The following is an 11,657-nucleotide window of genomic DNA, read 5'->3' as shown; positions in this document are numbered from 1 at the left end:
TCCTGCGTTCGACCGGTCCCGACCCAACCAGGGGTCGGGACCTGGCTCCACAATGACTCGACGCCCGGTCGCGATGCCTTGTGGGTCGCCTACGACCGCCGCTCTCGCGGCGACCTCCGGCCACCCACCCGGCGCTCGGGCTTCCGGGGAGTACTCGACTCGCTCGCTCACTCGCTCCATGTCTCGCAGCGTCAGAGCTTCCTTAACATCGCATCTAAGCAACTAATGGCAACACATCGTTTTCCGACGCGTCACCGGAGCGGCGTCGCCTGCCGCTAGCCGGTTCGGACTGCATCGTGAATTCGAGAATCTCGGGCCTCATGCCTTGATCGAGCCCCGATCGGGCTATCGAACCGACGGTCTCGCGCAAGCGATGGACGGAGGTCGGCCAAAAGCCGTCAGCCCCCGAGCCCCCGTGAATGACAGGTGAAAGTGAGATTCTGTTGAAAAAGTCATCCAAAGCGACTCATCGGCTCGAATCCGCACAGATTTGATTTTTTGCTTATTGCAAACTCAAGAGCTTACGATCTTGTTGACGCGGGAGCGAGCGGCATTTTTGCCGCTTGTCGACTTTTTCAACAGAATCGGTGAGAAAGCGGTCATTGCGCAAAGGAAGACGGTGGCCACACACGCCCCACACGCTATTCTGCGGATGGCCCAATAAAGCGAATTGAATTGAGGAATTCAGTTCAATGCTCTTGTACATCCCTATCTAATTCCTCTTCTGCCTTTTCGAGTTCCTCGTCCAGGGGGGGATTGCCATCATGGATTTTGTCAGCACGCTCTTGAAAATAGGAGTTGCGGATAAATTCGTAGCGGTCTTGGGCTGCCACATCGAGAATCTTGGATTCGCTCTCGTGATCGGCTTTTTGGTCAGTCACGTTGATCGTACTGGAAATGAACGGTACGACCATGGGGGCGAAATAGTTGATAGGATTGGTGGCGCTATCACCGATGAGACCGCCCACACCACGAGGGGTGCTCGGGCCAAAGAGTGGCAACACGAGATAGGGTCCCGATGGAATACCCCACACAGCCAGGGTCTGGTCGAAGTCTTCCCGGTGTTTAGGCAGGCCGACGTAGGTCGCCACATCGAAAATTCCCCCCAGGCCAGCCACGGTGTTGATCATAAATCTCCCGGCATCCTCGCCGCCCTGTAACGGCTTTAACTGCAAAAAGTCGTTAAGGAAGACCGCGATATCATTGATGTTACTGTAAAAGTTCGTCACGCCCTGATCGACAACCGACGGTACGATCCACTTATAGCCTTTGGCAACGGGTTTCATTACATACTGGTCGACGTCGTCGTTGAAACTCTGAACATCCCGGTTCCAGTCCTCCCAAGGATCTCTAGGATCTGTCTTGGTTGCCGTCGCGCAGGCGGTAAGACCTAGGCTTAACAGGGTCACCAGAACGGCGCGTTTGGCCTGCATCTTTGGAGTGGGTTTCATGGATATGCCTTTCTATGGGAATCTGAAGAGAATATTCAAATAATTAACATGGCAAGGTGTTGGGTCCGGGGAGCATTGGAACGCGTTTCATAACTGCCTATTTTCCCTAACTCCCGAAATCGAAAAAATTAACCTGAAAGGGCTTCATTCTCTTTCTTCGAAAGCCCAGCTTACTCAATGCTTCCAAAAGTCCCTGAGACGGTCCGGCACCAACTCTTCTATAGAAGGGGTTCTAAGCCCAAATACGTCCACCATGATCCGCTAACTTTAGCTCACCCGCATTTTCGCGATGCGCACCATCGCCACAATTATTAATATGGTTTCCCCCGATTTTTTCCAAACGAGTATTTAATGCATGGCTTTTGAATTCGGTTTGATTTTGTTCTTAATCTTTCTGAACGGCGTGTTCGCGATGTCGGAAATGGCCATCGTGTCCGCCCGCAAGGTGCGCTTGCAGCAGTTGGCGGAGGGCGGGAGCCGTGGCGCGTCCAAGGCCCTGGAACTGGCCGAGCAACCGACCCGCTTCCTGTCGACCATCCAGGTGGGCATCACCTCCATCGGCATTCTGAGCGGCGCCTTGGGCGAAGACGCCATTGCCGAGCCGCTGTTACCCTATCTTGAGCAAATCCCGCAACTGGCGTCTTACGCGGAGGAACTGGCGTTGACCGTGACCGTGGTCGTCATCACCTATCTCTCCCTGATCGTCGGAGAACTGGTGCCGAAACGCCTCGCCCTCAATTTTCCCGAGCGCATCGCCGCGTGGATCGCCAGGCCCATGCATGGACTGTCCCTCGTGGTGCTGCCGGCCGTGAAACTGCTAACCCTCTCCACGGAATTGGTGTTGTGGCTGCTGCGGATCAAGCCGAAAAAGGAGCCCACGGTCACTGAGGAAGAAATCAAGATCTTGCTGGAACAGGGTACCGAGGAAGGGGTGTTCGAGGAAGCCGAGCATCAATTCATGGAAAACATCCTCCGCCTGGGGGACCGCAAGGTCGGCGCCATCATGACCCCGCGCAAGGATATCGTCTGTCTCGACCTCAAGAAGCCCTTCGAGGACAACCGCAGGCGCATCCTGGAACACACCCACTGGGTCTTGCCCTTGTGCAACGACGGCCTGGACAACGTCGTCGGTTTCGTGAAAACCAAGGATCTGTTGGATCGTGTGCTGCTGGGGGATCGGCCGGACTTGCAGGCCATCGCGGTCAACGCGCTGTTCGTGCCGGATTCCTTGACCCTGATGGAATTGCTGGAAGAGTTCAGGAAATCCCATCTCCACACGGCGCTGGTGGTGGATGAATACGGCGAGATCGATGGGCTGGTGGCCCTTGGCGATGTCCTGGAAGCCATCGTCGGCAACCTGCCTTCCGGAACACTCGCAGGCGAACCCGAAGTCGTTCGGCGGGACGACGGTTCCTGGTTGGTCGACGGCATGGTGGACATCGACCGCCTGAAAGAACTGTTCGATCTGGACGAATTGCCGGAGGAGCGCGACGAACGCTTCAACACCGTGGGCGGTTTCGTCATGCTGCGCCTCGGCCGGGTGCCCAAGGCCACCGACCGCTTCGAATTCGAGGGCTTATGGCTCGAAGTCGTCGACATGGACGGCAACCGGGTGGACAAGGTGCTGATTGCCCCGATCGAGGCGCCGGAACCTCCGTCCCCGAATCAGCTCTGAAATCCGGGAAACGCATCGCCGCAGCAGGTTTATTGACAGCCTCGGAGGTCGATCAACCCAGTTTGCGGTACAGCGTGCTGCGATCCACACCCAGAATGCGCGCGGCCTGGATCTTGTTGCCCCCGGTCGCATCGAGCACATGTCGGATGTAGGCCCGCTCCACGTCCTCCAGGGTCCAACCGCGGGCCAGGGCGTCGTGCAGAAAACGATCATCTCCTGGCAACTGGGACGCCTGCGCCAAGTCTTCGAGCAGGAGGGTATCGTGTTCCGCCAGGGCGATGGCCCGCTCCAAGGTATTGGCGAGTTCCCGCACGTTGCCGGGCCAGCGGTAGGCGCGAATCCAGCGCAGGGCATCCAAGGATACCGCCGGCGACGGCTTTCGAAGCCGCAAACCGATCCGGCCGATCAAAATATCCACCAGTTCGTCGATATCTTCCGTCCGTTCCCGCAAAGGCGGTACCTCCAGCCGGATCACATTGAGGCGATGGAAAAGATCGGCCCGAAACAGCCGCTCGTTGACCCGCTGTTCCAGCGGCTCGTTGGTGGCGGCGATGAGCCGCACGTCCACCGTAGTTTCCCGCGTGTCGCCGAGAGGACGGATCGTTCCCGCCTCCAGCGCCTGAAGCAGTTTCGGCTGCACCTCCAGCGGCAGTTCGGCGACCTCATCGAGCAACAGCGTGCCGCCGTTGGCCTGAACAAACAGGCCGGGCCGATCCTGGCGGGCATCGGTGTAAGCGCCCTTGCGCGCGCCGAACAACTCGCTTTCCACCAGGGTTTGCGGCAGCGCGGCGCAGTTGACGGACACGAACGGCCTTGTCCGGCGCGGGCTCAGTTCGTGAATCCAGCGGGCGACGGCGCTTTTGCCCGTGCCGCTCTCGCCGGTTAGGAGCACGGTCGAGGTTACGGCGGCGGCTCGCTTCGCCAGATTCAGCACCTGTTGCATCCGGGGGCTCCGGGCGGTGAAGGCGTGTTCGTCCGCCTCTATACCAGGCGCGCCCAGCCGTACCGCCGTGCGGCGCATCTGCCGCTCGCGCAAGGTCCGTTCCACGGAGGCATAGAGTTCCTCGATGCGGAACGGTTTGGCCAGGAAGTCACAGGCGCCAGCCCGCACGCTTTGCATGGCCAGATCGATGTTGCCGAAGGCAGTCATCAACAGCACCAACTGATCGGGACGCTCCTCATGAATGGCGGTCATGAGATCGAGGCCGCGCATGCCGGGCATTTCCACGTCGGTGATCACCAAGTCGAAGGATTCGTCGGCGATGGCGTCTAGGGCCTGACTGGCGTCAGTCACGCCGAGCGCCGAGTAACCGGCCTGGTCCAACATCTCCACCAGGAAGTCCACGACACTCGGATCATCGTCCACAACCAAAAGCCTTTGGCCCATCCCATTCGTCGTCATACCACCTCCTTGAGGTAAGCCGGTCCCCCTAAAGGAAGATGGACGGTGAAGCGGCTGCCCTTGCCCATTTCGGATTCGGCGGCAATCGTGCCGCCGTGCTCCGTCACGATGGTTTTCACGACCGAGAGGCCCAGGCCCGTGCCGCCCCGGTCGCCGCGGGTAGTGAAAAAAGGCTCGAACAGGCGCGGCAGGTGCTCCGGCGCGATACCGTTGCCCGTATCCTCCACGGTCAGCCGCAGCGCCGGGACTTCGCTTCCGTTGGTCGTCATGAGACCTTCCCGCAAATCCACGGCCACCACGCCCCCGTCTTCGGTTGCCGCCACAGCATTGCCGACCAGATTCAAGGTGATCTGTTGCACGCCGTCGGCATTGACGAGAGCGTGCGGCAGGGAATCGGGATCCTCGAACTTCAGGTCGATGCAGCGGCGGCGCGCTTCGTGCCGCAGCAGGTCGAGCACGTCACCGACTACGGAGGTTACATCGGTGCGCACGAAGGCCGGCGGACGGCGGCGGGCGAATTCCAGGAGCCGTTGCACGATGCGGGTAATGCGGTCGGTCTGTGCGACCAGAATGCCCGCGAGCCGTCGCACTTCCTCGGGACGGTCCGCACACACGGCCAAGTGTCTGGCCCGTCCGTTGACGACTTGGAGCGGCGAACCGATTTCGTGGGCCAACCCCGCCGACAACTGGCCGATAGTGATCAGCTTGTCCGCCTCCTGGAGGGCGCGTTGCAGTTGGCGCCGCTTTTCCGTTTCGGCATCCAAACGACGGTGGGCTGCCGAAAGCTCCAACACCATCCGGTTGAATTCGAAGGCTACAGCGGACAGTTCGTCGCGGCGCTCGATCGGGCAGGGGATCGGGCGGATTGTCACCGCCACGGAACCGGCGCATGGCATCCCCGAGCCTTTGCAGCGGACGGGAAATGTAGACCCGGCCCAGTATCAGGCAGAGCAAAGACGTCGAAATCACGAACGAGACGAGAGAAATCAATATATCCCGCTCCGTGCGGCGCAGATCGCGGCGGAGTTCCTCCAACGAACGCACCACCGCCAGACTGCCGCGGGCGGCGGTTTCTTCCTCGGAAAACGGGAGCGACAACGCGATGAATTCGGGATCGGTGTCCGGGTAATACAACAACCGCGACTCGCCGCTGATGGCCGCACGGCGCAAGATTGCTTCCAGCGGCGCGGCCCAAGGCAGGGTTTCCGCCTCGGAACGGACGACGCGGCCGTCACGGATATAAACCCGCACATCCATGGAAGGATCGATGCGTTCCAATTGCCGCAACAGTTCCCGCACGTCTTCGATTTGCCGGTCGCGCAGGGCGTTCTCCACGGCCACCTGCAGGCCATAAGCCAAAAGGCGCGTTTCCCGCTCCAGGGTGGCGCGCAGATCGTTGTGTTCGGTACGCAGGTGAACGACCCCGTAGGCGCCGAATACGGCGACGCTCAAAGCGAACAGGGACAGGCTGAGTTTGGTGACGATACGCAAGGTTAGACTCAACGTAATAGGTTCTTGACTGCCGCATTAGTCTACAGAGCTGTTGCAGAATGCAACAGCAGCTATTACCGAAGAAACCGTCCCGTTATCCCATTCGTCAGAGTTGGCGGGCGCTTCAGGGAGACACGCAGAGTTGGCAATCCTATTGCATAGACATGGGAATGACTTTGCCGACCTCAAAACCTCATGCCAATTATCCGTTTCGCATTCCTTATCCCATTTCTCATCTTGTCGACTGTTGCCGGGTGTACTTCGTCCGATGATCGAAAACCCCAGTCGGAGACGGATGCCCCATCCGACCAAGCGATTCCCGGCGAACCGACTTCAAAGACTAAAACCGTCCGCGTCCGGACGGAGTCGCTCCCTTTTCTGACCGTCGAGCCAGCCTTGTCTCAGCAGCAGGCAGAGCCCGTGCGCGCACCGGGTCGAGTAGAGTTCCGACAGCAGGCGATCTCCAGTGTGAGTGCCCAGGTGGCAGGGCGAGTCGCCGCCATCCGGGTGCAGGCCGGCGACAAGGTACGCGCCGGGGACGTGCTGATGGTACTCCATAGCCCCGACGCCGCCGCCACCCGAGCGACGCTCTCGACCGCGAGGGCGGGCCTCCGGCTGGCCGAGGAAACAGCGAAACGGCAGGCGCGAATGCTGGCGCGCGGCGTCGGGCTGGAACTGGAAAAACTGGAGGCAGATCGGCAACTCACCGAAGCCAAAGCCGAATTCGACCGGGCCAGTCGCACCTCGCAATTCTTGGGCGAAGGGGATGGCGCACAGGTCTCCGTCAAGGCGCCCATTGCGGGAACGGTGCTAAGAGTCAAAACCACGGTGGGCGCGGCGGTGGAACCGGGTAGCGAAGCCCTGCTGGAATTGGGCGATGCGGGCACCTTGTGGATCGTAGCCGAGGTGTTCGAACGAGACCTCTCCTTGCTGGGAGAAGGCGACGAGGCCGACGTGGAACTCTCGGTGTCGACACGGTCGCTCCGGGGCAAGGTCATGGCCCTCGGCACTGTGTTCGCCGACGAGCAGCGCCGGGCGCCGGTTTATATCATGCTGACGGAATCGGCGCTGAGTCTCCGCCCCGGCATGTACGCACGGGTGGCGATTCAACCCCGGCAACAGGCACACATCCTGTTGCCCGCCACCGCCGTGCTCATCAAGGATGGCAAACGCACGGTGGTCTACGTGGAAACCGCCGAAGGCATATATGAACAAAGGCCGGTGGCCGTGGGCGAGTCCGCGAACGGAAAGGTTCCGGTGCTGGAGGGCATCCAACCGGGTGAACGAGTCGTCGTACGCGGCGCCTTGCTGCTCGACGGCGAGGCTGAGCAACTGCTGTAAGGAGACCTCTGCATGTTGCGAGCCTTGATCGACCATTGCGTCCACCGCCGCGTCGCGGCGCTGGCGGCGACCGTGATCCTTGCGGTGGTGGGACTGCGGGCCTTTCTGGATACCGCCATCGAAGCCTTTCCCGACGTCACCAACGCCCAGGTGACCGTCATCACCCAGATGCCGGGGTATGCGCCCGAAGAAGTGGAACGCCAGGTGACCGTGCCCCTGGAGCGGGTCTTGAACGGCACGCCAAACATGATCCTCATGCGCAGCGAGAGCCTGTTCGGGCTGTCCCTGATCACCCTGACCTTCGACGATCAGGCGGACGGCTTCCGTTCGCGCACCCTGGTGACCCAACGCATCGCCGGCGCCGACCTGCCCGAAGGCATCGTGCCGCATTTGGCACCCGATGCGACGCCCCTGGGGGAAATCTACCAATTCCGCCTGACCAGCGACCGGCACAACCTCTATGAACTCCGCTCGGAACTGGAATGGGGCGTGGCGCGCATCCTGCGCCAGGTGCCGGGCGTGGCCGACGTCATCAGCTTCGGCGGGTATTACAAGGAACTGCACGTGGAGGTCTATCCCGCCCGCCTGGAGGCCCATGGCTTGACCCTGACGGATGTTGCGGAGGCGCTGGAGCACTCCAATCTCAATGTGGGTGGCGGATTCCTGCGCCACGGCGATCAGGAATTGACGGTGCGCGGCATCGGTTACCTCGCCTCGCCCGAGGACGTGAAAAAAGCCGTGCTGAAGAGCCACGGAGGTACACCGGTGACCGTGGGCGACGTGGCCAGGGTCGTGCTCTCCCACGCGCCGCGGCGCGGCTCGGTCGGCTACAACCTGGAGCGCGACGTGGCCGAGGGCTTCGTCATTCTGCGCCGGGGCGAAAATCCGTCGCGTGTCCTGGATGGCGTTCACGCCAAGGTGGCGGAACTGAATGCGTCGATCCTGCCCAAGGGCATGCACATCGAAGCGTTCTACGATCGCAGCGATCTGGTGGGCAACACCCTGAAAACCGTCTACGACAACCTGCTGCACGGGTTTGTTCTGGTGGTGGCCGTGGTCTGGCTGTTCCTGCGCACCCTGCTCGGCTCCCTCATCGTCGCGACGGTCATTCCGCTGTCCCTGCTGTTCGCCTTCATCGGGCTGCACGCCCTGGGGATGCCGGCCAATCTGATTTCCATGGGAGCCATCGATTTTGGCATTCTCCTCGACGGTGCTGTGGTCCTGGTAGAGAACGTGATTCACAGGCTCCAGCACCATCGCCCCCGCACCCAGAAGGACGTGCGCCATCTCATCGTCGATGCCGCGGTGGAAGTGGCGCGGCCGACGTTCTTCGCCATGATGATCATCATTGCCGCCCTCATCCCTGTGTTCACCCTGGAGCGGGTGGAGGGGCGCATCTTCCGGCCTCTCGCCCTGACCTACAGCTACGCGCTCGGAGGAGCGCTGGTGCTGGCTTTGACCACGGTCCCCGCCCTGTGCGCGATGCTGTTCCGGCCCCATCACGCCGCCATCCGCGAACCCGCTATTCTGGAACGTCTACGCCGAGGTTACGCCCGCCTTCTGGAGACCCTGTTGACTCGCCGCAAGATGGCCTTGCACGGACGTCCCGAGGACGGCACCGACAACGAGGGCGTGAACATGAGCGAAACCTTCGTCCGCCTCAAGCCGACCGACGAGTGGCGACCCGGCTGGGACAAGGAACGCCTGATTCAGGCCATGCGCAGCTCCCTCACGGAGATTCCCGGCGTACGCTTCAACTTCTCCCAGCCCATCAAGGACAACGTGGAGGAATCGGTGAGCGGCGTGCGCGGCAAGGTGGTGCTGAAGATCTTCGGCCCGGACCTCGAAGCCATGCGCTCGGCCCTAGAACAGGCCAAAGTCGTGCTCAAGGACGTGCCCGGGGTGATGGACCTGGACTTGTACCGCGATGCCTCCATCCCGCAATTGCAGGTCCGGCTCAACCGCGAAGCCCTGGCGCGCGCCGGGGTCAGCGTGGAAGAGACTCAGGGCGTGGTGGAAACGGCGATGGCCGGGCGGGAACTCATCGACTGGTGGGAGGGCGAGCGGCCGGTGCCGGTGCGCCTGCTTCTTTCTCAGGTGGAAAAGGACGAAATTGCCCGCATCGGCGCCCTGACGGTGCCGAACGGCGCGGGGGCGCGCATTCCGCTCCGGGAATTGGCGGACCTGAGCATCGCCCAGGGACGCGCTTCCATCAACCGGGAAGCCAACAGCCGCTTCCTGGCCCTGAAGTTCAACGTGGAAGGCCGGGACATGGGGTCGGTGGTGAAGGACGCGATGTCTGCCGTAACCAACAAGGTGGAATCGCCGGACGGCCATTTCTTCGTGTGGGGCGGCGAATTCGAAAATCAGCAGCGCGCTATGGCGCGATCGCAAGTGATCGTACCGGTGGCCGTGCTCATCGTGTTGGGACTCTTGTACGGCGCTCTCAACTCGGGCCGTAGCGCCGCGAGCATCATGCTGGCAGCGCCCTTCGCCCTGACCGGCGGCGTGTTTGCTCTGGCCTTGGCGGAGATTCCCCTGTCGGTGAGCGCCGCCATCGGCTTCATCGCCTTGCTCGGACAAGTCTCCCTGATGGGACTCCTGGTAGTCGGGGCGGCGGAGCAGCGCCGACGCGACGGGGAAGCGCTGTTGCCGGCGATTATCGCCGGCGCGGCCGAGCGCCTCCGGCCGGTGCTCATGGCCTCCCTGTTGGCCCTGTTCGGCCTGTTGCCCATGGCCTTGTCCACCGGCGTGGGCAGCGAAACCCAGAAGCCCTTCGCCGTGGTCATCGTCGGGGGCATGGTTACGACCCTCCTGGTTGCGCTGTTCGTGCTGCCGGTCTTCTACACCTATCTGACCCCTAAGCGGCTGCTGACGCCCGAGGAACAGGACGAACTATGATGTGGAAACGTCCGGCCGTAAGCCGGTTTGTGGTGGGGATGGGTATTGTGTGCGTTGGCCGGGTTCTGCGGCGCCCACGCAGATTCAAGCCCGTTGCCCGAATCGGTTAATCTGGAGCAGTTGGTGCAGATTCTCAGAGAAAAGAGCCCGCGCCTCGCGGCGGAGCGCACCCGCATCGATATCGCCCGGGCCGACGTGGTGGCGGCGGGCGTCCTGCCCAATCCCGTGATCAGTTACGGCCGCTACGATCTTCTGGGGGGCGTCAACACCTTGTTCGACGGCAGCCAACAGCAACAGACCCAGGTGGACATCCCGGTGCTCATCGCCGGCCAGCGCCCGGCCCGGCGCGAGGCGGCGGAGCGGGGCGTGACGGCTGTGGAGGCACAGGTCGTCAATGCTTACGCCGGACTGCTGAAGGACACTTGGCAGCTGTTTGTGAAGCTTCTGGCTGTCCAGGAAAAGCGCGTCGCGTTGGAACAGGCCGAAACCGAACTGGACCGTCTTAAAGATATCGTGACGGGGCGCGCGGAAGCGGGCGCCGCCAGCCGCTACGAGGTGGTGCGCATGGAAGTCGAAGCGGCGGATTTGCGTGCGCAAACCGAACAGGTCCGGGCGGAGATGCTCGATCTGTCCGGCCAGATCGGAACCGCGCTGAGCCTGCCCGGCTGGACACCGAAGGCGGAGGGGATGTTGCAGCCGCTCGGCGTGAGCGTCGACCTGGCCGTCTTGAAGCAGCAGGCTGAAGCCGCGACCCCCGCGGTGAACGCCGCTCGCCGGCAGGAGGAGGCTGCCGAGGCCGGCATCGAAAAGGCCAAGCGGGAGCGTTGGCCGACTCCTGTGATCAGCCTGGGCAACGTCTGGACCAACAATCCCTACGGGCATGGCCTCGTTCGCCGGCCTTTCCGTAGAAGTGCCTATTTTCGATTATGGTCAGGGTCCCATCGCCAGAGCACAGGCGGAGAAGCGTACCGCCACATTCGAGCGGCAGGCCCTGTTGTCCGCGATTCTGGCGGAATTGGAGCGCGCCGCGGGCGTGTTGCTGAAAAATAGGGAAAATTTGATGCGATTCGAACAGGATGTGGCTGGGCGCCTGCCTGCGTTGAAAGAGATGGCGGAAGACACCTATCGGTTCGGCAAGGGGAGCCTCCTCGAACTCTTGGACGCCACCCGCGCGCGGACCGAGTTGGGGTTGCGGCAGCTGGAACTCACCGAGGCACTGATACTGGCGGAAATCGATGCGCTGGCGGCGGCGGGGGTGGAGTTATGCTCGAAAGTTGTGGATGAGGGGCTGAGGTAGGCGGCGTATTCTGGATGGTCTTCGAGGTCATCCATTCCTGTTGAGAGGAGCGAATACGCCATGAGTGAAGATAAGGTCATTCGGTTGAAGAGTCCAGGG

General features: G+C 61.8%; 9 protein-coding genes. 6 read left to right on the top strand and 3 right to left on the bottom strand.

Annotated features, from left to right (window positions below; translation table 11 throughout):
* Positions 1-689: 689 nt before the first annotated feature.
* Positions 690-1,451, bottom strand: a complete 762-nt coding sequence (locus VEB01_RS08320; RefSeq protein WP_324874482.1) for an MlaA family lipoprotein — start codon at positions 1,449-1,451, stop codon at positions 690-692.
* A gap of 355 nt (positions 1,452-1,806) precedes the next feature.
* On the opposite strand from VEB01_RS08320, the gene VEB01_RS08315 reads away from it, so the two are divergent.
* A complete protein-coding gene (locus VEB01_RS08315) occupies positions 1,807-3,126 on the top strand; it encodes a hemolysin family protein (protein ID WP_324874480.1) in 1,320 nt (439 codons plus the stop codon).
* 52 nt (positions 3,127-3,178) lie between these two features.
* Here the strand turns inward: VEB01_RS08315 and VEB01_RS08310 are convergent, their stop codons facing one another.
* A complete protein-coding gene (locus VEB01_RS08310; RefSeq protein ID WP_324874478.1) occupies positions 3,179-4,528 on the bottom strand; it encodes a sigma-54-dependent transcriptional regulator in 1,350 nt (449 codons plus the stop codon).
* On the bottom strand, positions 4,525-5,406 hold the full coding sequence (locus VEB01_RS08305) for a sensor histidine kinase (RefSeq protein ID WP_324874477.1): 882 nt from the start codon (positions 5,404-5,406) through the stop codon (positions 4,525-4,527). Before VEB01_RS08305 ends, VEB01_RS08310 begins: the two co-directional genes overlap by 4 nt.
* A 28-nt stretch (positions 5,407-5,434) precedes the next feature.
* Between VEB01_RS08305 and VEB01_RS08300 the strand changes: the two genes are divergently transcribed.
* From VEB01_RS08300 to VEB01_RS08280, 5 genes are all read left to right on the top strand, one after another.
* A complete protein-coding gene (locus VEB01_RS08300; protein ID WP_324874476.1) occupies positions 5,435-6,025 on the top strand; it encodes a hypothetical protein in 591 nt (196 codons plus the stop codon).
* A gap of 189 nt (positions 6,026-6,214) precedes the next feature.
* Entirely contained in the window at positions 6,215-7,360 is a 1,146-nt protein-coding gene (locus VEB01_RS08295; protein ID WP_324874474.1) for an efflux RND transporter periplasmic adaptor subunit, read from the top strand.
* A 12-nt stretch (positions 7,361-7,372) separates the two neighbouring features.
* Positions 7,373-10,261, top strand: a complete 2,889-nt coding sequence (locus tag VEB01_RS08290; RefSeq protein WP_324874472.1) for an efflux RND transporter permease subunit — start codon at positions 7,373-7,375, stop codon at positions 10,259-10,261.
* Positions 10,262-10,384: 123 nt separating this feature from the next.
* The gene (locus VEB01_RS08285) at positions 10,385-11,311 is read left to right on the top strand and encodes a TolC family protein (RefSeq protein WP_324874485.1); all 927 of its coding nucleotides are present in this window, start codon (positions 10,385-10,387) and stop codon (positions 11,309-11,311) included.
* A 10-nt stretch (positions 11,312-11,321) separates the two neighbouring features.
* The gene (locus tag VEB01_RS08280) at positions 11,322-11,558 is read left to right on the top strand and encodes a hypothetical protein (RefSeq protein WP_475441628.1); all 237 of its coding nucleotides are present in this window, start codon (positions 11,322-11,324) and stop codon (positions 11,556-11,558) included.
* The last annotated feature ends 99 nt before the right edge of the window (positions 11,559-11,657 follow it).

Origin of the sequence: Methylocaldum sp. (assembly GCF_035627495.1) — a bacterium.
Classification (GTDB): domain Bacteria; phylum Pseudomonadota; class Gammaproteobacteria; order Methylococcales; family Methylococcaceae; genus Methylocaldum.
This window is presented reverse-complemented; position numbering and strand designations above follow the sequence as displayed.

Coding starts and splice junctions, on each gene's coding strand:
- VEB01_RS08320 (WP_324874482.1), bottom strand. CDS start 1,451: ATGAAACCCACTCCAAAGATGCAGGCCAAACGCGCCGTTCTGGTGACC.
- VEB01_RS08315 (WP_324874480.1), top strand. CDS start 1,807: ATGGCTTTTGAATTCGGTTTGATTTTGTTCTTAATCTTTCTGAACGGC.
- VEB01_RS08310 (WP_324874478.1), bottom strand. CDS start 4,528: ATGACGACGAATGGGATGGGCCAAAGGCTTTTGGTTGTGGACGATGAT.
- VEB01_RS08295 (WP_324874474.1), top strand. CDS start 6,215: ATGCCAATTATCCGTTTCGCATTCCTTATCCCATTTCTCATCTTGTCG.
- VEB01_RS08290 (WP_324874472.1), top strand. CDS start 7,373: ATGTTGCGAGCCTTGATCGACCATTGCGTCCACCGCCGCGTCGCGGCG.
- VEB01_RS08280 (WP_475441628.1), top strand. CDS start 11,322: ATGCGATTCGAACAGGATGTGGCTGGGCGCCTGCCTGCGTTGAAAGAG.